Source organism: Bradyrhizobium niftali (genome assembly GCF_004571025.1).
GTDB classification, from domain to species: domain Bacteria; phylum Pseudomonadota; class Alphaproteobacteria; order Rhizobiales; family Xanthobacteraceae; genus Bradyrhizobium; species Bradyrhizobium niftali.
Genome location: NZ_SPQT01000002.1, coordinates 502,653 through 522,655, shown reverse-complemented (window position 1 = coordinate 522,655; position 20,003 = coordinate 502,653). Strand labels below are relative to the sequence as shown.

Here is a 20,003-nt window from a genome sequence, read left to right as displayed (position 1 = left end):
CTGTTGAGCGCCCGGCCTGCCAATTCCGCAGCTCAACTAGCAAGCGAAAATTACCACCGACACTCTCAAAATGAACGACTTTTAAATTTCTCCGGCTCCGACGAGCCATATGGGTCGCGAACCAGGCTCAATCAGATCACCCGCCAGATCCATTCCATGATCTTGGCGATCACGTCGCCGAACAGCAGCAGCGCCGCCGACCAGACCAGCGCCGAGACGAAATTGGCGACCTGGAAGCTCCAATAGGGCATCTCGAAAATGCCCGCGGCGAGCGGCACGGAGGCGCGCAACGGGCCGAAGAACCGGCCGATGAAGATGCTGGGTACGCCCCAGCTGCGCACGAAGGCCTCGCCCTTGGGCAGGAGTTCCGGGTAACGCGAGAGCGGCCACATCTGCGCGACCTTCTCCTTGTAGCGGTAGCCGAACCAATAGGAGACCCAGTCGCCGAGCGCCGCGCCGATGCCGCCGGCAATCCACACCGGATAGAAGCTGATGCCGCTCACCCCGATGAGGGCGCCGATCGCCACCAGTGCGCCCCAGGCCGGGATCAGCAGCGAGATGAAGGCGAGCGACTCCCCGAACGCCAGCAGGAAGACGATCGGAGCCGCCCAAGCCTCGTGCGCGCGCACGAAGTCGGTCAGTGCGTGCGCAAACTGCTCCATGCCAGAATAGCCTTCCCGCCCCGTCTCAAGGTCCTGCTCAGTGAAAAAGACTGGTAAGCCAGGGACTTGTGTGACATCAAGTCACAAAGTCCGGCTGAGCGTGGACCTCGCTGTCAAATTGCCGGCAACTGAGCGACCCGCGGCGTAAAATCGCCGGGATTAGCCCCCAACCCCGGCGCCGGCTGGCCCTGCGGTGACCTTTCCGGGCCAGCCGTGTCATAGTCGCCCGAACCGATTCGCCGCCAGCGCGGCCCTCAAAACGCATCAAGATTCATGTCCAAACAGTTGAAGCCCAAAGCAAAAGACGACTTTTTCGGTGGCGACGAGCCCAAGCCCCGCGCTGCCAAGGCGGCGCCACGCGCGGGCGGCGCGGAAGCCGACTACACCGCGGCGGACATCGAGGTGCTCGAAGGCCTGGAACCGGTGCGGCGCCGGCCCGGCATGTATATCGGCGGAACCGACGAGAAGGCGCTGCATCACCTGTTCGCCGAAGTCATCGACAACTCGATGGACGAGGCGCTGGCCGGGCACGCGACCTTCATCGGCGTCGACCTCAGCGCGGACGGCTTTCTCACCGTCACCGACAACGGTCGCGGCATCCCGATCGATCCGCATCCGAAGTTTCCGAAGAAGTCGGCGCTCGAAGTCATCATGTGCACGCTGCATTCGGGCGGCAAGTTCGACAGCAAGGTCTACGAGACCTCGGGCGGCCTGCACGGCGTCGGCATCTCCGTGGTGAACGCCCTCTCCTCCCTTCTCGAGGTCGAGGTCGCGCGCAGCCAGAAACTCTACCGCATGACGTTCGAGCGCGGGCACCCCAAGGGCAAGCTCGAGGATCTCGGCAAGATCAACAACCGCCGCGGCACGCGCGTGCGCTTCAAGCCCGATACCGACATCTTCGGCGCCAAGGCCGCGTTCAAGCCGCAGCGCCTGTTCAAGATGACGCGGTCCAAGGCCTATCTGTTCGGCGGCGTCGAGATCCGCTGGAACTGCGCGCCCGAGCTGCTCAAGGGCGTCGAGGACGTGCCGGCGGAAGCGACGTTCCACTTCCCCGGCGGGTTGAAGGATTATCTCGCCGCCGCGATCCACGCCGACACGCTGGTGCATCCCGATATCTTCTCCGGCAAGTCGGGCCGCAACGGCGCGCATGGCGCCTGCGAATGGGCTGTCGCCTGGACCGCGGATGCCGACGGCTTCCTCTCGTCCTACACCAACACGGTGCCGACGCCCGATGGCGGCACGCATGAATCGGGCCTGCGCAGCGCGCTGCTGCGCGGCCTGAAGGATCACGCCGAGCGCGTCGGCCAGGGCAAGCGCGCGTCGTCCATTACGTCGGAAGACGTGATGGTCGGTGCGGCCGTGATGCTCTCGGTGTTCGTGCGCGAGCCTGAATTCCAGGGCCAGACCAAGGATCGCCTCGCCACGGCGGAAGCGCAGCGCATCGTCGAGCAGGCGATGAAGGATCCGTTCGACCACTGGCTCTCGGGCAATCCGAACCAGGCCAACAAGCTGCTCGACTTCGTGATCGACCGCGCCGAGGAGCGCCTGCGCCGCCGCCAGGAGAAGGAGACGGCGCGCAAGACCGCGGGCAAGAAACTCCGCCTGCCCGGCAAGCTCGCCGACTGCAGCGATGCCGGCACCGAAGGCTCAGAGCTCTTCATCGTCGAGGGCGACTCGGCCGGCGGCAGCGCCAAGCAGGCGCGCGATCGCAAGACCCAGGCCGTGCTGCCGCTGCGCGGCAAGATCCTCAACGTCGCCTCGGCCGGCAAGGACAAGCTGACGGCGAACGCCCAGCTCTCTGACCTCGTGCAGGCGATCGGCTGCGGCACGCTGGCGCAATATCGCGAAGAGGATCTGCGCTATCAGCGCATCATCATCATGACCGACGCCGACGTCGACGGCGCCCACATCGCTTCGCTGCTGATCACCTTCTTCTACCGGCAGATGCCGCGGCTGATCGACGAGGGCCATCTCTTCCTCGCGGTGCCACCGCTCTACAAGCTCACCCACGGCTCGAAGTCGGTCTACGCCCGCGACGACGCGCACAAGGAGGCGCTGATCAAGAGCGAGTTCAACGCCAACGCCAAGGTCGAGGTGAACCGCTTCAAAGGCCTCGGCGAGATGATGCCGGCGCAGCTCAAGGAGACCACCATGGATCCGGCCAAGCGGACCATGCTGAAGGTGGTCCTGCTGGCCGACGACCGCGACACCACGGCGGATTCGGTGGAGCGCCTGATGGGAACCAAGGCCGAGGCGCGCTTCGCGTTCATCTCGGACAAGGCCGAATTTGCCAATGAGGATCTGCTGGACGTCTGACCTGGTGCGCTCACGTCAAAAAGCCCCGGCTCAAGTCCGGGGCTTTTTCATTGGTGGAGACGATACCGCCCTGTCCCGGCGCTTGATGCGCCACGCCGCCGCGACTCGCCGCACGCCAGCCCGCGACTCGGCCAGCGACTCACAGGGGCCTGGGCTGAGGCAGGACTGCCTCCGTTTCGGACAAAGCTGCGCTCACTAACGAAACCTTACCCGAACCGAAGATTTTCAAATTCACGTAACAATCTGAAAACGCATATCTTTTTGCAATTCCGACATCCTCGCCCCCAGGCCCGGCCGATGGGCGTTTTCCGGCGAGTGTGCCTGCCCGGCAACAGCATTTCGGCGAGAACCGGCTATAGTCCGGGCATCAGACGACACGAACTCCAGTGCGCTCGCGCCTGCTACAGACCAAGGTTGGGGATTTTATCATGAAGAAGATTTTGCTGGCTCTGACCGCAGTTGCGGCGATGACCGGTTCGGCCTCGGCGGCTGACCTTGCGGCCCGCCCCTACGTGAAGGCCCCGGTGGCGGCGCCCGTCGCCAACTGGACCGGCTTCTACATCTTCGGTGGTGGCGGCGGTGGCCTCTCGAACGCTGACCAGAGCGTCGTTGATACGGTAACCGGCACGCCGTTGACGATCACCCAGCGCCAGGGTGGCTCGGGCTGGTTCGGCACCGTCGGTCTCGGCTACGACTGGCAGTTCAACAGCACCTGGGTCGCCGGTGTGTTCGCTGACGGTCAGTTCGGCAGCATCCGCGCCACCATTCAGGATCCGCTCTTCCAAATCACCGGCAGCCAGAAGCTGGAAGACTCTTGGGCCGCGGGCGTTCGTCTCGGCTGGCTGGTCGCCCCGAACGTTCTCTCCTACGTCAATGGCGGTTACTCCGGCGCTCACTTCGGCCAGACCAACTTCACGAACCTCGCAGGCGTGCCCGTCGGCGCTCATCTCGGCAGCTACAACCGCAACGGCTGGTTCGTCGGTGGCGGCGTCGAGAACAGCCTGAATATCTTCGGCATCACCTCGCCCGGCTGGTTCATGAAGACCGAATATCGCTCGGCCTTCTACAATGCCAAGACCCAGACCGAGCTGCTCGACGCCGGCAACGTTCCGCTGGTCAACAGCATCCGCGCCAACAGCTGGAATCAGACGGTTTCGACCTCGCTGGTCTACCGCTTCAACTGGACCGGCCCGGTCGTCGCGAAGTACTGATCCGAACGCAAGTTCAGACGTCAAAGCCCCGGCATCGTCCGGGGCTTTTTCGTTGTGCGAGGCTCTCGGGCCCTAGCGGCCGATGCTTGCCCTGAGCGTCCGGTAGGCCTCCCCGAGCTGATTCTCGATCCTCATCCAGTCGGCATCGGTGATCGCCTCACCCCGCGCATCGCGAAACGCCATGGCTTCCGCCCGGGCGATGCCGAACTGTCTGATGCCGGAATCATCGGCGGCCCTGCCGTATGTCAGCGCGGCCACGCGCGCGATGGTGAGGCCATAGTCGCGCGGAGCCACCGCTTCGCGGCGCGCCTGCCACCAGTCGAGTTCGAGACGGGCGGCCTCCTCGACGTCGAATGCCACAGGCGCGGCCGGCGCAAAGTTGCGGTAGTACGCTACGAGGGCCGGCAGGGCCGCATCGGCCTCCCGGCGCGACCGCGTCGGCTGGAACGTCCTGGCGGCCTCGGCCGCGCTGAACGCGACATGCAGGCTTTGAAGCGGAGAAAAGCCGAACTGCGTCCGCGTCGATTCGTAGAGATGGTAGAACAGCGCGCCATAGCGCTTGTCGTAATAGTCGCGCCACATCGCGGTCTCCAGCCGCGCCATTTCGGCCGGGTCGAACACCCGCAGATCCGCATGACGCGGAATGACGGCATAGGCCGCAACGAGCGCAGCCGCGGTCCCCAGGATCATCTTGCGCGCGAACATGCGTCCTCTCCCGGCAGTCTTGCATCCACGACCATTGTATCCGGACCGAAGCTACGGCTAGTCTGGCCGGAAGTTTTCGTGGCTGCGGCAAACGTTCATGTCCGTGGACGGCGACGAAGCAGACCAACGGGGAGGAACGCATGCGCAGATTTCTGCTGATCGCAGGCCTGTTTGTCCTCGCCGTCGGGCTGCTCTGGATCGGACAGGGCACGGGTACGGTTCCCTGGCCGCGATCGAGCTTCATGGTCAACCAGCTGCAATGGGCCGGCTATGGCGCAGCCATGGCCGGCTTCGGGCTGGTCCTGATCTGGCAAAGCAACCAATAGAAGAAATCAGGAAGTGAAAGCATGACATCCAGCCGGTTCGATCTGCGCGGCAAGGTCGCGATCGTCACAGGAGGCAATGGCGGCATCGGGCTCGGCCTGGCGCGCGGGCTCGCCGATGCCGGCGCCAATATCGCCGTTGTCGGACGCAACGAAACCAAGTCGGCCGCTGCAATCGCCGATCTCGGACAGCGCGGCGTGAAGGCGATCGCCGTCACCACCGACGTGACCGACCAGGCGGCGGTCGCAGCCATGATCGACCGCGTCGTCAAGGAGTTCGGCCGCATCGACATCCTCATCAACAATGCCGGCATGAGCATCCGCAAGCCGCCGCACGAGCTCGAGCTCGACGAGTGGAACAAGGTGATCGACACCAACCTCACCAGCGCCTTCGTGTGCTCGAAGCTGGCCTATCCGGCGCTGAAGGCGTCCGGCAACGGCAAGGTGATCAACATCGGCTCGATGATGTCGATCTTCGGCGCCAGCTTCGCGACGGCCTACGCGGCGAGCAAGGGCGGCATCGTGCAGTACACGCGCGCCTGCGCCAATGCCTGGGCGCCCGACAACATCCAGGTCAACGCCATCCTGCCCGGCTGGATCGACACCGACCTCACCCGCGGCGCGCGGCAGCAGGTGTCGGGACTGCACGAGCGCGTGCTGGCGCGCACGCCCGCGGGGCGCTGGGGCGACATCGACGACTTCGCCGGCATCGCGGTGTTCCTGTCCTCGCCCGCCTCGAACTTCGTCACGGGCACCGCGATCCCCGTCGACGGCGGATTCTCGGTCATGGCCTGAGACGCGCGCTCGCTGCACGCAAAAAAAGAAGCCCCGGCGATGCCGGGGCTTTGAATTTGTCGGTGATCGTCTTTTTGCTGCTTGGTCGTTCGTTGCTCAGTAGCGCGCGATGACCGGCGCGTCGAACTTGTAGCTCGCGCGCACGACGGCCCACTGGATGTCGCGCGGCTTGGCATCGAAGGTATAGTTGCCCGAGGTGCCGCCGAGCTGATAGGTCTGGCTGCCGAAGGCAGCGTAGTTGTATTCGAGGCCGACGATCCAGTTGCGGGTGACGCCGTATTCCCAGCCGGCACCGACGGTCCAGCCGTTGTGCCAATGGGTCTGGCCGCCGGAGCCCGTGGACGGGTTCGCAACGTTGTCGACCACCGAGAGACGGTTGTTCACGCCGGCATAGCCGCCCTTGAAGTAGAACAGGTTGTTCTGCACGGCAAAGCCCGCACGGCCGACGACGGTGGCGAGCACGTTGGCGCGCCAGCTGAATTGATCGTCGAGGCCGACACCAAACACGGTGTTCGTGAACGAGCCCTTGTTGTCGAGGCCGGAGATCGTGCCTTCCATGCCGAACACGTAGTTGTTGGCCTGCCAGTTGTAGCCGATCTGGGCGCCGCCCATGACGCCCGAGTTGCGCTGACGGAAGCCTTGGCCCGGCGAAAGATCCGCGAACGGCGCACCGTTCCCGGTGTTGATGAACTGCTCGTTGGTCCATGCGCCACCGACGTGGCCGCCGACATAGAAACCGGTCCAGTTGAACAGCGGCTCGGCATAGGCCGGCGCCTTCGTGTAACGCGCACCGAGATCGGCGGCGGACGCAGCGCCGGTCGAAACCAGAGCGGTCGTGCAGGCGAAGGCGGCAATCAATTTATTACGCATGGTACACCCCGTGTCCTTTGATGGGCGCAAGCTCACACGCAGGTCTTACTCAAATTTGAATCAACAGAGTTAAGATGCCGGATTGTCAGGTTGCTGTCCGTGAATCCGTTTGCGCTGTTGCACGCCCGCAACGCGCAGCGCGCGATTTAACACGACGTTATCCCTACCGAATTGCGAGCTACGATGCCGGCGCGGCCTTCGACTGTACGTGCTCGGGCCGCACGCCGAGCGCGAGCAGGCGCGCCGGAATGCCCTGGAGCCATGGCAGCGCGGTGATCAGGCGCACGATCAGCGGCACCTTCAGTGGCCGGTCGCCGCCCTGCAGGGCGCCGCTGATGATGTTGTTCTGCACGGTCACCTGCATGGCTTGCGTCATCTTCACCGGGAACTCGCGCCGGCGGCGCACGGCGTCGAGCTCATCCTCGGACGGACAGCCGTGCTGAAGCTTGTCCGCGAGCAGGTTGGCGGTCGCGACCGCATCCTGCACGGCGAGATTGACGCCGACGCCGCCGACCGGCGACATCGCATGCGCGGCGTCGCCGATGAGAAGCAGGCCCGGCCGCGTCCAGCGCGCCAGGCGGTTGATCGCGACGGTGAGCAGCTTGACGTCGTCGAAGCTCTTCACGTCGGCAATGCCGCTTCTGAGGATCGGCGCCATCCGCACGACGTCGTCGAGCAGCGCCTGCAGTCCCCTCGCCTTCACCGCATCGTGCTGCCCCTTGGCGATGACATAGGCGCATTGCCAGTAGTCGCCGCGGTCGAAGGTGATCATCATCTTGCCGGGCTCGACGCGCGCGAACACATTTTCCGTCTCGTCCGCCTTGCGGCCGGCGCGGAACCACAGCACGTCCATCGGTGCGCCGATTTCCTGGACCTCGAAACCGGCGCGCTCGCGCACCGTCGAATGCCGGCCGTCGCAGGCAATGGTGAGATCCGCCTCGATGTCGATCGGTCCCTCCGGCGTCGTCGCCCGCACGCCGGCGATCGTCTCGCCGCGACGGATCAGGTCGACGGCTTCCGTGTTCATCATCACCTTGAGCGAGGCGAAGCGCTTGCCGGCCTCGCGCAGGAAGTTCAGGAAATCCCATTGCGGCATGAAGGCGATGAACGGGTACTTCGTGTGCAGCCGGCTCAGATCGGCGATCCGCACCGGCGTACCGCCGAACAGGCCGTCCATCTTCTGCAAGCGCTGATGCGGCAGCTTCAGGAAGCCGTCGATCAGGCCGAGCTCGTCCATCACCTGGAGCGTCGAGGGATGCACGGTGTCGCCGCGAAAGTCGCGAAAGAAGTCCGCATGCTTCTCCAGCACCACGACGTCGATGCCGGCGCGCCCCAGGAGATAGCCGAGCATCATGCCGGCAGGTCCGCCGCCGACGATACAACACCGGACTTTCACGGAGGAACCCTGCGGTGGGTGCGATGAATCTGGTTCCACGGCAGAATCCCCGTTTACGACTTAAGTTTTCTGTGCGGTGCAACAAGCAGGTTTAAGTTGCCGCAGCTGTGAATGCCCGTTAGCGTCGCAGCGAATTTCGATTTCTTTCAGGAAATTGCAGTGCGGACGATCCTCATACTGCTCGGCGTCTGGATCCTGATCAACGTGCTTTTCGTCGTGATCATGATCCCGCCACGGAAGTCGCATCCGCGGCCAACCGGCGCGCTTGCACCGGTGCCGATCGACCAGAACGGCTATCCGTTCGAGGAGCAGGAGAAGCTCCTGCTTCGCCACGTCATCATCTCGATCGCGATGGGCGCGCTCTTCTCGCTGGCTCCGCCCTTGATCGAAGCCGTCGAGTCCTTCAAGCGCCTTATCAGGAAGCGCCGCGCGTAGCGGCGCCGCCCGCTCGGCACCTTAGTTGTTGCTGCGGTTCGCCGCGCGAAAACTCTTGATCTCCGACACGCTGCCGTCGCGATAGGTCAGCTCCACCGAGACGAACTGCGTGGCCGGAGCGAGCTTCATGTAGAGCGGCATGCCGGCGGTGATCGCGCTGGGGTCGCGCATGTCGCACCCCGGCATCTTCAGCACCTGGTTCGGTACCGCGGTGTCGATGCCGATGCGCACCTCGCGGATGGCGCAGCGGTAGGACACGAGGTGCGTGTAGTAGACGAGCAGCCCGTTGAACTCGCGGAATGACAGCCAGCTCGTCGCAGTCATGTCCAGGATCTTGCGCTGGTCGCGGATCAGCGCAGCCTCCGGATCGAACCTGATCGGGAACGGGCCCTGCATGTCGCCGGACTGATCGACATAGCGAACCTCGATGGTGCCGGCCGGCGCATCCGGCGGCAATTCGATCGACGGGTTCGGCATCCGCTTGCGCGTGCGCGGATCGAGCGTGTCGATGAATCCGGTCTCGCGGAAATCGCCATTGCCGGCCATGCGCCAGGAAATGCCGAGCGTCGGATCGGCGAAGGAGAACACCACGCTCCATCCGCCATTGTGGCGCGAGAAGCTCGCGATCGGCGCATTGGTGGTTTCCTCCTTCGGCACGCGCGGCACCGACACCGGCGGCAGGGCCGCAAGCTTCTGCGGCGGCGGATCGGCCGGGCGAGCAGCCGCGTCTTTCGCGACGCTGTTCAGGAAGACGTCGTCGACCATCTGGTCGAAATAGACCGGCACCTGCCTGTGCTTGACGGTGTCGGCCATTTCGCTGACGAGACGGCGGGTACGCTGCGCCACCTGCACGAGGTTCTCGCCGGGTTGCAGCAGCTCCTTGGCGAAGGTGCGCGTGAACACCGAATTGGGATTGGCGTCGTCGTTGGAGAGACGATCGAGCGCGGTCTGGCGGGGACCGGCCGAGAACACGGAGAATACGCCTTCGGGCAGCTGCGTCATCGGCGCGAGCCCGCCGGCGCCGGCGACCGCGCGAGTCCCCTTGCGTTCGAACGGATTGTTGCGGCAGGCATCGAACACCAGGATCGAGGTCCGCGCCTTCTTGTTCTGAAGGCGCTCGACGATGCGATCCGCCAGGATGGAGGCGTCGCGTACCAGCTCTTCCTGTCCTTCCGTCGCCGCCGGCACGTCGGTCGGCAGCAGATAGTTCTGGCCCGCGATCTCGAAACCGTGGCCGGCATAGAAGAAGAACGCGGTGTCGCCGGGCTCGATCGACCGGTCGAACGCGAGCAGCGTCTCGGAGAATTGCTGGCGGCTCTGGTTCTCCGCGACCATCACCGAGAAGCCGAGCTGCTTCAGCGTGTCGCCCATGGTGCGGGCGTCGTTGACCGCCTTGAGCAGTTTCGGGACGTTCCTGTAGTCGTTGTTGCCGACGACGAGCGCGACGCGCTTCTCGGCGTGGGCGGGAAGCGCAAAGCCGCCCAGGCTCGCCGCGAGGCCAAGGGTCGCCAGAATTCTGAAAAGCCGACGCGTCATCGAAAAATTCCCGTTGCAGGACGGCTTACCGCCGGCGCCCCTCGTACAGTCCATTGGCGACCTTCAGCCGTTGTTGTCATAGTCGGTCCAGCCATAGCGGCGGTTCAACCGGCATAGGCCACCGGTTCCATCGTCTGGGCCTATGGCAAGAGCAGCTGGAATCTGCTTTTTCTTAGGCGAAATTCCGTTCGGGGACGAGGGCTATCGTGAACCGCTGGTGTACCGACGAGGTCGAGCCGCATGACCGCTTCGACTATTGGCGCGAGGTGCGCGCCAAGGGCCTGTTCGGCGTCACCGCCGAACTCGAGCGCGAGCGGCGCGCCGACTTCTTCGGCGAATTCTCGCTGCGCCAGCTCGGCGGCGGCGGTCTCGTCGAGCTGAAGGCATCGCACTACACGGTCGAGCGCAGCACCTCCGACATCGCCTACGCGCCCGGCGACAGCATCTGCGTCTACCAGCAGCTCGGCAGCGGCGGCTGGTTCGGCGGCATACGCGGAAACGACTTCGCGATCGCCAATGGCAGCTTCGCCACCAGCCATACCGACCTGCCCTACCGCACCGCGCCGCTCGGCGCCGGGGGCTTCCACCTGCGCATCCTGAAGATCCCCGTCAACCACATCCCGGCGCAGGACAGGCGCATCCGCGAACTCGCGCCGAAGACCTTCAATGACCCCGCTCTGGCGCCCCTGCTCGCGGCCTGCTTTGCCGATCTCGGCGAGGCCGCCGCTGGCGATGACGGCGCGGCCGATGCGAGCTCCATGGTTCAGGCCTCCTTAGCTCAAACCTCCTTAGCTCAAGCCTCCTTGGTTCAGGCCTCCTTAGTTCAAGCCCTGGCCCATCTGGCGCTGATCGAGCGCGGCATCGTGCGCCCCGGCAGCCGGCTCGGACAGGCTGCGCTGCGGACCGCCCGTCTCTCGCAGGCGCGGCGCCTGATCGCGCGTCACCTGCAAAGCCCGGATCTGGCGCCGGCGATGGTGGCCGATCTGCTCGGCGTTTCCGTGCGTCACCTGCACATGCTGTTCGAGGCCGCCGAGAAGAGCTTCTCGCAGACCGTGACCGACGAGCGCCTCAAGCGAAGCCGCCGCCTGCTGCGCGAGACGCCGGAGCGGCTGATCGCCGACATCGCGACCTCCTGCGGCTTCGAGAGCCTGGCGACCTATTACCGGGTCTTCAACGCCGCCTATGGCATAGCCCCCGGCGACTTCCGGGCGCGGGGGGCCGAAGGGCATTAGGCGCTCCCACCGCTCGGCCAATGGCTGAGGCGGAAAACCCCAGCCAAGCCCGCTATTTGGGCAAAACCTCAGGGTTTTTAGGGTCTTCCCGCGCCTGCTCCATTGACTTTGGCCGATTCCCGCCTATGTTCCGGAGCGACGCGGCTCAGATCGAAGAGCGATTCTTGAGCCTTGCGCTTTGTTCGCGTGAGTCAGCACCCCCAGCTTCCTTGAGAGCGCGCCGTTTCGGGGTGGAACGCGACCAGCCTTATTACCCTCGATTCCGAACGGCGGTTTCGACCAGAGGCTCAATGTCCTTTTCAAATCTCGGACTATCCGAAAAAGTCCTCGCCGCAGTGGCGGCCACCGGTTACACCACCCCCACCCCCATTCAGGAACAGGCGATCCCCCACGTCCTCGCACGCAAGGACGTCCTCGGCATCGCCCAGACCGGCACCGGCAAGACCGCGGCCTTCGTGCTGCCGATGCTTACCATCCTCGAAAAGGGCAGAGCCCGGGCGCGCATGCCGCGCACCCTGATCCTGGAGCCGACCCGCGAGCTCGCGGCACAGGTCAAAGAGAATTTTGACCGCTACGGCGCCGGCCAGAAGCTTAACGTCGCGCTGCTGATCGGCGGCGTTTCGTTCGGCGACCAGGATGCCAAGCTGACGCGCGGCGTCGACGTGCTGATCGCAACCCCGGGCCGCCTGCTCGACCACACCGAGCGCGGCGGCCTCCTGCTCACCGGCGTCGAGCTGCTCGTCATCGACGAAGCCGACCGCATGCTGGACATGGGCTTCATTCCCGACATCGAGCGCATCTGCAAGCTCGTCCCGTTCACGCGGCAGACCCTGTTCTTCACCGCGACCATGCCGCCGGAAATCCGGCGCATCACCGAGACCTTCTTGCACAACCCGCAGAAGGTCGAAGTCTCCAAGCCCGCCACCACCGCCGTCACCGTCACGCAGTCCCAGGTCCCGGCCGGGCGCGAGGCTCATGAAAAGCGCGAATTGCTCCGCCGCCTGCTGCGCGAGGCCAAGGATCTCAAGAACGCGATCATCTTCTGCAATCGCAAGCGCGAAGTCGCGATCGTTCACAAATCGCTCCAGAAGCACGGCTTCAGCGTCGGTGCGCTGCACGGCGACATGGACCAGCCGGCCCGCATGGCCGCGCTCGAGCAGTTCCGCAAGGGTGAGCTGCCGTTGCTGGTTGCCTCCGACGTCGCTGCCCGCGGCCTCGACATTCCCGAGGTCAGTCACGTCTTCAATTTCGACGTCCCTCACCATCCCGACGACTATGTCCATCGCGTCGGCCGCACCGGCCGCGCCGGCCGCAGCGGTACGGCGATCTCGATCGTCACGCCGCTTGACCAGAAGTCGATGGTCGCGATCGAAAAGCTGATCGGCCAGAGCATTCCGCGCGCCGAGGGCGACTACGAAGTCCACGCAGAAGCCGGCGATGCGACCGACCGTCCGCGCGAGCAGCGCGGCCGCGAACGTTCACGCGGCGGGCGCGGCAAGCCGCAACGCGGCGGTCGCGACCGTGAGCGCAGCCACGAGCCGCGCGAGGCGCGTGGCGAGGCACGGCTTTCTGCCGAAGCGCGGCCCGCCCCCGAGCCGAGGCCCGCACGCGAGGCGAGGCCCGCACGCGAGGCAAGGCCCCCGCGCGAAGCCAGGCAATCATCCGAGCCGCGTCATGGCGCGCGCCCGCAACCCAATGCGTCGCATGTGCCGTCGATCGGCCGTCCCGAACCGCGCCGCCAGCGCGAGGCCGACACCGAGCCGGGCGATCATTCGCACCTTCCGGCATTTCTGTTGCGACCGGTCCGCTCCCCCGCCGGCGCCTGAAGCGCGACGCGCTTCAGGTCGATTGAGACAGACTGCCGCACACTTTTTCGGACGCATTCGTGAACGTATATTTACGGGGTGTTCACGATCGTCCGTTAGCCTACGAACATAATTTAAGTATTGCCGCGGTCGATTGCGCACCGACCGCTGTGGGGTATGTTCCGTGGTCAAGGTGCTCGACGAACACGAACGCACGATGGCGTTCGCCGAGGTGGCGCTCGGTCAGATCCGCTCGCTCCGCCAAACCGCAATTCCCCGCAATTACGAGATCTGGTACGTCTACGCCACCGGCTACAACGCGCCGCTCAACAAGATCATCAACGAGACGCTGGCCCGCCACGGCAAGCTGACCGAAGCCGATCTCGAGCAGATCTACGAAACCTATCTCTCCCACATCAAGACCACCGATCGCATCGATAAGGTCGGCGCGCGCGTCATCGGCGAGATCGACGACGTGATGAAGGTGCTGAGCGACGCGCTCGGCATGACCGGCTCCTATGACGCCAGCCTGTCGGGCGCGACCGAACGGCTGTCGTCGGCCAAGAGCCGCGAGCAGATCAAGGCGATCGTCGAGACGCTTATGCGTTCGACCAACGAGATGCGCGAGACCAACAAGGCGCTGGAAGACCGGCTGACACTGTCCAGGAGCGAGATCAGCAATCTCCAGCAGAGCCTGGAGGCGATCCGCGCCGAGAGCCTGACCGACCCGCTCACGGGCCTCGGCAACCGCAAATATTTCGACCGCATGATCGACATGGCCGTGCAGAGCGCGCTCGCATCAGGCGAGCCGCTGTCGCTGCTGCTGTTCGACATCGACCACTTCAAGTCGTTCAACGATTCCTACGGCCATCTCACCGGCGACCAGGTGCTGCGCCTGGTCGGCCTGTCCATGAAGCAGACCATCAAGGGGCAGGACATCACCGCGCGCTATGGCGGCGAGGAGTTCGCCGTGCTGCTGCCCAACACCGCCCTGCGCCAGGCCCTCACGGTCGCCGATCACATCCGCCGCGCCGTCATGGCGAAGGAATTGAAGAAGAAATCGACCGGCGAGATTCTCGGCCGCGTCACCATCTCCGTCGGCGTCTCCATGCTCAAGCCGGGCGACGACACCGACGCGCTGATCGAACGCGCCGATGCCTGCCTCTACGCCGCCAAGCGCAACGGCCGCAACCGCGTGATCTGCGAAGCCGATCCGGAATTTGCCATCGAGAGCCACAGTCGCGTGGCGTGACGCGGACACCGCGAGCAGAAGACCATGCGCGCTTGACATTCTCTCCCGACGAGCAACATCTTCCTCGCCGCCTTACGGTGCGAGCGTCCAGAGGACTTGTCGCCTTGGCCAATCCCCATGATTTTCACAGCCCGCAACCGTCCTACACCCGGGACGAGCTGCTGCGATCGAGCGAAGGCGGCTATTTCGGCCCCGGCAATGCGCAATTGCCGGCACCGCCGATGCTGATGATGGACCGCATCTCCGAGATCAGCCTGGACGGCGGCGCGTTCGGCAAGGGCCATATCGTCGGCGAGCTCGATATCGTACCGGGCCATTGGTTCTTCGATTGCCACTTTCGCGGCGATCCGATGATGCCGTCCTCTCTCGGGCTCGATGCCATGTGGCAGATGATCGGCTATTGGCTCGGCTGGTCGGGCTCACCGGGCAAGGGCCGCGCCATCGGCGTCGGCGAAGTCGAGTGCACGGGCACCATCACACCGGACGCGCAGCGCGTGCGCTACGAGGTCGCCATGCGCCAGGTCCGGCGCGGCAAGCTGGTGCTCGGCATTGCCGACGGCCGGGTGCTTGCCGACGGCACCTGCGTCTTCGTGGCCAAGGACATGAGGGTTGGTCTGACCAAGGCGGCGGACTGAGCTCAGCCCCTTCGCCTGGCGCGCTTGCGGACCGGGCTCTTCTTGCTCGCCTTGTTCGGCGCTTTCGCAGATTTGACCGCTTTCTTCGCCGGTTGGCTCGCCGCCTTCTTCGACGCCTTCTTACCCCTGGGCCGCTGCTTCACCTTGGCGCGCTGGGCGGCGGCAAGCGCCGCCCTCGCCCATTGCGCAAGCTCCTGGGAATCGTCGAACAGCCGCGCGGGCAGCTCCCAGTAGGAGTTGACGGTCACGGTCTTGGCGCGGGTCGAGTATTGGAACGGCTTTGAGCCTTCTGCCTCGAAGTCGGGGATGGTCAATTCGTCGGCGCGGAGGAACAGGCCGGCGCGCAAGGCGAGCGCGAAGTTGGTGCCGTCGGCGGAGATGCCGTGGCCGGAGAACATCTTGCGGATGGTGACAGGGCCGAAATCGGCGAACAGGTCGATCAGGAATTCGCGGTCCATGGGCGTGCTCTCTCCGCATGGTCGTCCTGGCGAAAGCCAGGACCCATTATCCCGGGGCGTAGTTTAGCCAAGACTGGACGTCACGCCACGCGGCCCGTCGAGAGATCACGCGGTATGGGGTCCTGGCTTTCGCCAGGACGACAGCTGTGGGATTGGCGCGAGCCGGGCTTACCCGTCGATCTTCGCCGGCCGCAGCTCGACCGATTCGCCGCAGCCGCAGGCGGAGACCTGGTTGGGGTTGTTGAAGACGAACTGGGCCTGCATCTTGTCGGCCTTGTAGTCCATCTCGGTGCCGAGCAGGAACAGCACGGCCTTGGGATCGACCAGGATCTTGACGCCCTTGTCCTCGACGACCTCGTCGGTCGGGCGGACATCATGGGCATACTCAACGGTATAGGACTGGCCGGCGCAGCCGCCGTTCTTCACACCGACGCGCAGGCCGACGATCTCGGAATCGGCGCGCTGGGTCAGCTCGCTGATGCGCTGGGCGGCGGCATCCGTCAGCCGCATCACCTGCGGGCGCGGCCGCCGCGGCTTCGGGGTGGAGGATGCTGGTGTTGCCTGTGTCATGTCAGTGATGTGGTCCGTTGCGGAGCAAATTCAATGCCAGGAATGAAAAGCAGAACGTACGCGTCACCACATGTTGAGCACGAGGCGGGCCTCGTCGCTCATGCGTTCGGGCGTCCACGGCGGCTCCCAGACGACCTTGACGTCGACCACGCCGACGCCGGGGACGCTGGCGACCGCATTTTCGACCATGGTCGGCAACTCGCCGGCGGCGGGGCAGTTCGGCGTCGTCAGCGTCATCTGCACGTCGACGGAACGGTCGTCCTTGATCTCGACCTTGTAAATCAGGCCGAGCTCGTAGATGTCGGCCGGAATCTCCGGATCGAACACGGTCTTGAGGCCCGCGATGATCTCGGTGGTCAGCCGCTCGGTTTCCTCCGGCGGCAGCGCCGACCGGGTTTCCATCGGATTGGCTTTGATTTCGGCCGTGTCACTCATGCGAACAAATCCCGCGCCTTCAACAGCGCCTGTGCCAGATGATCGACTTCTTCCCGCGTATTATACATGCCGAACGAGGCCCGGCATGTGGCCGTCACGTTGAACCGCTCTAAAAGCGGCATCACGCAATGGGTGCCGGCGCGCACCGCGATGCCCTGGCGGTCGATCACGGTGGCAACGTCGTGGGCGTGCGCGCCCTTGAGCTCGAAGGAGATCACCGGACCCTTGCCGCGCGCCGTCCCGATCAGCCGCAGCGAGTTGATCTCGCGCAGCCGGTCCTGGGCATAGGTGGTGAGATCGTGCTCGTGGGCGGCGATGCGTTCCTTGCCGATCGAGTTGACGTAGTCGATGGCGGCGCCAAGGCCCACGGCCTCGACGATCGCGGGTGTGCCGGCCTCGAACTTGTGCGGGGGATCGCCATAGGTGACGACTTCGCGCGAGACCTCGCGGATCATCTCGCCGCCGCCGTTATAGGGGCGCATCGCGACGAGATGGTCGTACTTGGCCCAGAGCACGCCGATGCCGGTCGGGCCGTACACCTTGTGGCCGGTGAAGACGTAGAAATCGCAGCCGAGGTCCTGGACGTCGACGGGCAGATGCACCGCACCCTGGCTGCCGTCGACCAGCACGGGAATGCCGCGGGCGTGAGCTATCTTCACCACGTCCTTGATCGGGACGATGGTGCCTAGCGCGTTCGACATCTGCGTGATCGCGACCAGCTTGGTCTTCGCGGTCAGGAGCTTCTCGAACTCGTCGATGAGGAAATTGCCCTCGTCGTCGACCGGCGCCCATTTGATCACGGCCCCCTGTCGTTCCCTGAGGAAATGCCAGGGCACGATGTTGGAGTGGTGCTCCATGATCGAGATGACGATCTCGTCGCCCTCTTTGATATTCGGCCCGCCCCAGGACGAGGCGACCAGGTTGATGGCCTCCGTCGCGTTGCGGGTGAAGATCACTTCTTCGGTCCGGGCAGCGTTGATGAACTGCGCCACCTTGGTGCGGCCGCCTTCATAGGCTTCGGTCGCGGCATTGGCGAGGTAATGCAGGCCGCGATGCACGTTGGCGTATTCGCTCGTATAGGCCTGCGTCATGCGGTCGAGCACGGCGCTCGGCTTCTGTGCCGAGGCGGCGTTGTCGAGATAGACCAGCGGCTTGCCGTAGACCTGCATGGCCAGCGCCGGGAAATCCTGGCGCACGCGTGCGACGTCGTAGGCACCGTTCTTGACTGCCGGATGCGTGCTCATGACCTCCGCTCCAGCCAGCGCTCGGCAATGCCGATCACGTGCTCGCGCAGGCCGTCGTCGGCGATCTGCTCGATCGCTTCGCCCACGAAGGCCTGGATCAGCAGCGCCTGGGCCTGCTTCTCGGGCAGGCCGCGCGCCTTCAGATAGAACAACAGGCTGTCGTCCAGCGCACCGGCAGTGGCGCCGTGGCCGCAGGAGACGTCGTCGGCGAAGATCTCGAGCTCGGGCTTGTTGTCGGCTTCCGCTTCGTCCGAGAGCAACAGCGCGCGGGTCATCATCTTGCCGTCGGTCTTCTGCGCGTCGGGACGGACGATGATGCGGCCCTGGAACACAGAATGGGCGCGATCGTCGATCACAGCGCGGAAGATCTCGCGGCTGACGCAGTTCGGCACGGCATGATCGACGACAAGCGTGGTGTCGCCATGCTCCGTCTTCTTCAGGAGATTCACGCCGTTGATCGCGAGCTCGCTGCCCTCGCCCGCCAGCGTGATGAAGCCCTGAAGGCGGCTCACAGCCGCGCCGGTGGTCATGTTGAAGAAGTTGACCTTGGTGTTGGCGCCGACGGTGACGAATTGCGAGGTGATGTTCACCGCGTCAGGCGCATCGTCCAACAGGCGGATATGCGCGACGTCGGCGTTGTCGCCGATGGTCACGATCACGGCGTCACTGACCTGGTAGGCCTTGGCGCCGGCTGCCACGAAGCTTTCGATGATGGTGGCGCGAGCGCCGTTCCCGACCGCGAGCTGCGAGCGGGTGAAGGCCGAAGCTGACGCAGCCATCGCGACGTGGATGATCTGGATCGGCGCAGACAGTTGCGCGCCATCGGCAATCGACAGCACGACGCCATCGGTCGCCATCGCCGCGTTCAGCTCGATCACGGCGTCGGTAGACACCGTCTTCAGGAGAGCGGCATCCTTCTCCAGCGTCTCCCGGAGCGTCTTGAGACCGACCTCGGAGACGAGCGCCTTGACGTCGGACAGATCAGCCACGAACACGCCATCGACCAGCACCAGCTTGCGCGCGCCAGCGATCGCATGGGCCTTCACGGCGTCCGCGGCGCGTTTCAGCGCGGCCGCATCGGGCGCGGCTGCCAGCGGCAGCACCTCGCCGACCAGCGCGCGCAGGTCGGTGTATTTCCATTCCTCGATCCGGCGATGCGGCAGGCCGAGACGCTCATAGGTCTCGAACGCCTCGCGGCGCGCCGCAATGACCGCCGGCGACCCCGGCAAGCGGCCTTCGGCGCTGGCGAAGAGATCGCTCACCGCGCGGCCGTTTCCCGTCTTTGCCACAGCAACGTTCATCCCAAATAATCCTTACGCGGCCTCGAACTGGGTGTAACCGGACGCTTCCAGCTCCAGCGCCAGCTCCTTGCCGCCGCTCTTCACGACACGGCCCTTCGACATCACGTGCACGACGTCGGGCACGATGTAGTTGAGGAGCCGCTGGTAATGGGTGATGACGACCATCGCGCGCTTCGGCGAACGCAGCGCGTTGACGCCGTCGGCCGCAATCCGCAGCGCGTCGATGTCGAGGCCGGAATCCATCTCGTCGAGGATGCACAGGCTCGGCTCGAACAGCGCCATCTGGAGCACTTCGTTGCGCTTCTTCTCGCCGCCGGAGAAGCCGACGTTGACGCCGCGCTTGAGCATGTCCTGCGGAATGTTCAGCGACTTCGAGACCTCGCGGACCTTCTTCAGGAAGTCAGGGGTCGAATACTCATCCTCGCCACGCGCCTTGCGCTGCGCGTTGAGCGCGGTGCGCAGGAAATTCATGGTGGCGACGCCGGGGATTTCCACCGGATACTGGAACGCCAGGAACACGCCCTTGGCGGCGCGCTCTTCGGGGGCCATCTCCAGGAGGTCCTCGCCCTTGAACAGGATCTGGCCGTCGGTGACTTCATAGCCGGGCTTGCCGGCGATGACGTGCGAGAGCGTCGACTTGCCGGAGCCGTTCGGCCCCATGATCGCGTGCACCTCGCCTTCGTTCACGGTCAGCGTCAGCCCGTGGAGGATCTCACGCTCCTCGACACGAACCTTCAGGTCTTTCACTTCAAGCAAAGCCATTTTGGTGTCCAGTCTATTCAAATGATGCATGGAGCGCCGAGGCGCACCGCGAGGGTCGGT

Annotated in this window: 20 protein-coding genes; 9 read left to right on the top strand and 11 right to left on the bottom strand. The window is 64.9% G+C overall.

Annotated features, from left to right (window positions below):
* Positions 1 to 131: 131 nt before the first annotated feature.
* Complete coding sequence (locus E4K65_RS07700; RefSeq protein WP_135173608.1) at positions 132 to 662, bottom strand: DedA family protein; 531 nt, start codon at positions 660 to 662, stop codon at positions 132 to 134.
* A 273-nt stretch (positions 663 to 935) separates the two neighbouring features.
* Between E4K65_RS07700 and parE the strand changes: the two genes are divergently transcribed.
* Positions 936 to 2,978 (top strand): DNA topoisomerase IV subunit B, encoded by a 2,043-nt coding sequence (parE, locus tag E4K65_RS07695; RefSeq protein ID WP_135173607.1) that lies wholly within the window; start codon positions 936 to 938, stop codon positions 2,976 to 2,978.
* Positions 2,979 to 3,406: 428 nt separating this feature from the next.
* On the top strand, positions 3,407 to 4,189 hold the full coding sequence (locus E4K65_RS07690; RefSeq protein ID WP_135173606.1) for an outer membrane protein: 783 nt from the start codon (positions 3,407 to 3,409) through the stop codon (positions 4,187 to 4,189).
* A 72-nt stretch (positions 4,190 to 4,261) separates the two neighbouring features.
* On the opposite strand, the gene E4K65_RS07685 is transcribed toward E4K65_RS07690, so the two are convergent.
* On the bottom strand, positions 4,262 to 4,894 hold the full coding sequence (locus E4K65_RS07685) for a hypothetical protein (RefSeq protein ID WP_135173605.1): 633 nt from the start codon (positions 4,892 to 4,894) through the stop codon (positions 4,262 to 4,264).
* A gap of 140 nt (positions 4,895 to 5,034) precedes the next feature.
* On the opposite strand from E4K65_RS07685, the gene E4K65_RS07680 reads away from it, so the two are divergent.
* Entirely contained in the window at positions 5,035 to 5,220 is a 186-nt protein-coding gene (locus E4K65_RS07680; RefSeq protein ID WP_027542625.1) for a hypothetical protein, read from the top strand.
* A gap of 21 nt (positions 5,221 to 5,241) precedes the next feature.
* Entirely contained in the window at positions 5,242 to 6,012 is a 771-nt protein-coding gene (locus tag E4K65_RS07675) for an SDR family NAD(P)-dependent oxidoreductase (protein WP_135173604.1), read from the top strand.
* Positions 6,013 to 6,108: 96 nt separating this feature from the next.
* On the opposite strand, the gene E4K65_RS07670 is transcribed toward E4K65_RS07675, so the two are convergent.
* Together E4K65_RS07670 and E4K65_RS07665 are read right to left on the bottom strand one after the other, a co-directional pair.
* Entirely contained in the window at positions 6,109 to 6,882 is a 774-nt protein-coding gene (locus tag E4K65_RS07670) for an outer membrane protein (RefSeq protein ID WP_135173603.1), read from the bottom strand.
* Positions 6,883 to 7,060: 178 nt separating this feature from the next.
* Entirely contained in the window at positions 7,061 to 8,317 is a 1,257-nt protein-coding gene (locus E4K65_RS07665) for an FAD-dependent oxidoreductase (protein ID WP_135173602.1), read from the bottom strand.
* A 120-nt stretch (positions 8,318 to 8,437) separates the two neighbouring features.
* On the opposite strand from E4K65_RS07665, the gene E4K65_RS07660 reads away from it, so the two are divergent.
* A complete protein-coding gene (locus tag E4K65_RS07660; RefSeq protein ID WP_135173601.1) occupies positions 8,438 to 8,713 on the top strand; it encodes a hypothetical protein in 276 nt (91 codons plus the stop codon).
* A 21-nt stretch (positions 8,714 to 8,734) separates the two neighbouring features.
* Here E4K65_RS07660 and E4K65_RS07655 read toward each other — a convergent pair whose 3' ends face one another.
* Positions 8,735 to 10,249, bottom strand: coding sequence for a caspase family protein (locus tag E4K65_RS07655; protein ID WP_167770602.1), 1,515 nt, complete (start codon positions 10,247 to 10,249; stop codon positions 8,735 to 8,737).
* A gap of 206 nt (positions 10,250 to 10,455) precedes the next feature.
* Between E4K65_RS07655 and E4K65_RS07650 the strand changes: the two genes are divergently transcribed.
* From E4K65_RS07650 to fabA, 4 genes are all read left to right on the top strand, one after another.
* Positions 10,456 to 11,481: a helix-turn-helix domain-containing protein gene (locus E4K65_RS07650; protein WP_135173599.1), complete on the top strand. Its 1,026-nt coding sequence runs from the start codon at positions 10,456 to 10,458 to the stop codon at positions 11,479 to 11,481.
* Positions 11,482 to 11,771: 290 nt separating this feature from the next.
* Positions 11,772 to 13,307, top strand: coding sequence for a DEAD/DEAH box helicase (locus E4K65_RS07645; protein ID WP_135173598.1), 1,536 nt, complete (start codon positions 11,772 to 11,774; stop codon positions 13,305 to 13,307).
* A gap of 163 nt (positions 13,308 to 13,470) precedes the next feature.
* Positions 13,471 to 14,538 carry a GGDEF domain-containing protein gene (locus E4K65_RS07640; RefSeq protein WP_027542617.1) on the top strand — a complete coding sequence of 356 codons (1,068 nt, stop codon included), beginning with the start codon at positions 13,471 to 13,473 and terminating at the stop codon, positions 14,536 to 14,538.
* Positions 14,539 to 14,642: 104 nt separating this feature from the next.
* Positions 14,643 to 15,173, top strand: a complete 531-nt coding sequence (gene fabA / locus E4K65_RS07635; RefSeq protein WP_135173597.1) for a bifunctional 3-hydroxydecanoyl-ACP dehydratase/trans-2-decenoyl-ACP isomerase — start codon at positions 14,643 to 14,645, stop codon at positions 15,171 to 15,173.
* A 2-nt stretch (positions 15,174 to 15,175) separates the two neighbouring features.
* On the opposite strand, the gene E4K65_RS07630 is transcribed toward fabA, so the two are convergent.
* The 6 genes from E4K65_RS07630 to sufC form a co-directional block, all read right to left on the bottom strand.
* Positions 15,176 to 15,631: a TfoX/Sxy family protein gene (locus E4K65_RS07630; RefSeq protein WP_135173596.1), complete on the bottom strand. Its 456-nt coding sequence runs from the start codon at positions 15,629 to 15,631 to the stop codon at positions 15,176 to 15,178.
* Positions 15,632 to 15,799: 168 nt separating this feature from the next.
* A complete protein-coding gene (locus E4K65_RS07620) occupies positions 15,800 to 16,141 on the bottom strand; it encodes a HesB/IscA family protein (protein ID WP_014495548.1) in 342 nt (113 codons plus the stop codon).
* Positions 16,142 to 16,264: 123 nt separating this feature from the next.
* Positions 16,265 to 16,636 carry an SUF system Fe-S cluster assembly protein gene (locus E4K65_RS07615; protein WP_011087115.1) on the bottom strand — a complete coding sequence of 124 codons (372 nt, stop codon included), beginning with the start codon at positions 16,634 to 16,636 and terminating at the stop codon, positions 16,265 to 16,267.
* Positions 16,633 to 17,880 carry a cysteine desulfurase gene (locus tag E4K65_RS07610; RefSeq protein WP_135173595.1) on the bottom strand — a complete coding sequence of 416 codons (1,248 nt, stop codon included), beginning with the start codon at positions 17,878 to 17,880 and terminating at the stop codon, positions 16,633 to 16,635. The genes E4K65_RS07615 and E4K65_RS07610 overlap by 4 nt, the downstream gene beginning before the upstream one ends.
* Complete coding sequence (gene sufD, locus E4K65_RS07605) at positions 17,877 to 19,181, bottom strand: Fe-S cluster assembly protein SufD (protein WP_135173594.1); 1,305 nt, start codon at positions 19,179 to 19,181, stop codon at positions 17,877 to 17,879. The genes E4K65_RS07610 and sufD overlap by 4 nt, the downstream gene beginning before the upstream one ends.
* Before the next feature lie 12 nt (positions 19,182 to 19,193).
* Positions 19,194 to 19,943 (bottom strand): Fe-S cluster assembly ATPase SufC, encoded by a 750-nt coding sequence (gene sufC / locus E4K65_RS07600; protein WP_167770601.1) that lies wholly within the window; start codon positions 19,941 to 19,943, stop codon positions 19,194 to 19,196.
* Positions 19,944 to 20,003 lie beyond the last annotated feature (60 nt).

What these genes read in the sequence shown, in the direction of transcription:
- E4K65_RS07615 (WP_011087115.1), bottom strand. Translation starts at nt 16,636, where the DNA reads ATGAGTGACACGGCCGAAATCAAAGCCAATCCGATGGAAACCCGGTCG.
- E4K65_RS07610 (WP_135173595.1), bottom strand. Translation starts at nt 17,880, where the DNA reads ATGAGCACGCATCCGGCAGTCAAGAACGGTGCCTACGACGTCGCACGC.
- E4K65_RS07630 (WP_135173596.1), bottom strand. Translation starts at nt 15,631, where the DNA reads ATGGACCGCGAATTCCTGATCGACCTGTTCGCCGATTTCGGCCCTGTC.
- sufC (WP_167770601.1), bottom strand. Translation starts at nt 19,943, where the DNA reads ATGGCTTTGCTTGAAGTGAAAGACCTGAAGGTTCGTGTCGAGGAGCGT.
- E4K65_RS07690 (WP_135173606.1), top strand. Translation starts at nt 3,407, where the DNA reads ATGAAGAAGATTTTGCTGGCTCTGACCGCAGTTGCGGCGATGACCGGT.
- E4K65_RS07645 (WP_135173598.1), top strand. Translation starts at nt 11,772, where the DNA reads ATGTCCTTTTCAAATCTCGGACTATCCGAAAAAGTCCTCGCCGCAGTG.
- E4K65_RS07680 (WP_027542625.1), top strand. Translation starts at nt 5,035, where the DNA reads ATGCGCAGATTTCTGCTGATCGCAGGCCTGTTTGTCCTCGCCGTCGGG.
- E4K65_RS07675 (WP_135173604.1), top strand. Translation starts at nt 5,242, where the DNA reads ATGACATCCAGCCGGTTCGATCTGCGCGGCAAGGTCGCGATCGTCACA.
- E4K65_RS07620 (WP_014495548.1), bottom strand. Translation starts at nt 16,141, where the DNA reads ATGCGGCTGACGGATGCCGCCGCCCAGCGCATCAGCGAGCTGACCCAG.
- sufD (WP_135173594.1), bottom strand. Translation starts at nt 19,181, where the DNA reads ATGAACGTTGCTGTGGCAAAGACGGGAAACGGCCGCGCGGTGAGCGAT.
- E4K65_RS07670 (WP_135173603.1), bottom strand. Translation starts at nt 6,882, where the DNA reads ATGCGTAATAAATTGATTGCCGCCTTCGCCTGCACGACCGCTCTGGTT.
- parE (WP_135173607.1), top strand. Translation starts at nt 936, where the DNA reads ATGTCCAAACAGTTGAAGCCCAAAGCAAAAGACGACTTTTTCGGTGGC.
- E4K65_RS07700 (WP_135173608.1), bottom strand. Translation starts at nt 662, where the DNA reads ATGGAGCAGTTTGCGCACGCACTGACCGACTTCGTGCGCGCGCACGAG.
- E4K65_RS07685 (WP_135173605.1), bottom strand. Translation starts at nt 4,894, where the DNA reads ATGTTCGCGCGCAAGATGATCCTGGGGACCGCGGCTGCGCTCGTTGCG.
- E4K65_RS07655 (WP_167770602.1), bottom strand. Translation starts at nt 10,249, where the DNA reads ATGACGCGTCGGCTTTTCAGAATTCTGGCGACCCTTGGCCTCGCGGCG.